The following is an 858-nucleotide window of genomic DNA, read 5'->3' on the forward strand; positions in this document are numbered from 1 at the left end:
ATATAGTCTGTCAACCCTTTATTCTAATTCGTTTCAGTAGATTGACGCGCTAATTATTAAGTGACTCATCACTCCCTAATTGCTACCGCTTGTCTTGCTGAGGTGCGTATTATAGACGCTTTAATCTGAGTGTCAACACCTTTTTTTAATTAATACTCATTATTAGACATAAACCTGATAATTGCTCCGCTTAATCTCTAGTAAACCTCATTCTCTAAAGCTAAATCAGATAGTTGGTAGAATGAGAATGAGCCATTAAGCGTTTTGAGGTAATAGATTTAAATTTTTAAATCGTTAAAAAAGTAAAAAGCTGGAGAATGAGTTAATGTAGAGAAAAACAATAGGGGATCTTAACGTTAACTGGTGCCAGGTACTGGGACTCTGTAATGCTTTCTAAGCATTTCTGAGGATTTCTAAAAATTTGGGAATCTGTAAAAAATATATGAGCTTACACTTTAACCAGGATTACTGGGATTTGTTATCCGACCCGGTTAGAAATCGAGCAATGATACTGGCAACACAAGATTCTATAGTATAAACAGCAATTTAAGACCAAAGAAAAGCCCCTTAACAATTAAGTCAAGGGGCGAATCTAGAATAGAGAGCTGACGATAACCTGAGCGCCGTTAAAACAAAGCACTGCTTTGAGGGTTTTCGGTGTAGGTCACTACTAAAGTAAAGATAAAAAAATCCCCCAACCAGATAACTGATTAGGGAATTTTAGAATAGAGAGCTGACGATGACCTACTCTCACATGGCCGGAGCCACACTACCATTGGCGCGATGATGTTTCACTTCTGAGTTCGAGAAGGGATCAGGTGGGGCCATCATGCTATTGTCGTCAGCAAAGGGGGTTAG

Annotated in this window: 1 rRNA gene; it reads right to left on the reverse strand. The window is 38.5% G+C overall.

Annotated features, from left to right (window positions below):
* Positions 1-731: 731 nt before the first annotated feature.
* Positions 732-846: ribosomal RNA gene (gene rrf, locus KZA12_RS14755) — 5S ribosomal RNA — on the reverse strand.
* Positions 847-858: the final 12 nt, after the last annotated feature.

Source organism: Psychrobacter sp. BF1, assembly GCF_019279065.1.
In the GTDB taxonomy this organism is placed as follows: domain Bacteria; phylum Pseudomonadota; class Gammaproteobacteria; order Pseudomonadales; family Moraxellaceae; genus Psychrobacter; species Psychrobacter urativorans.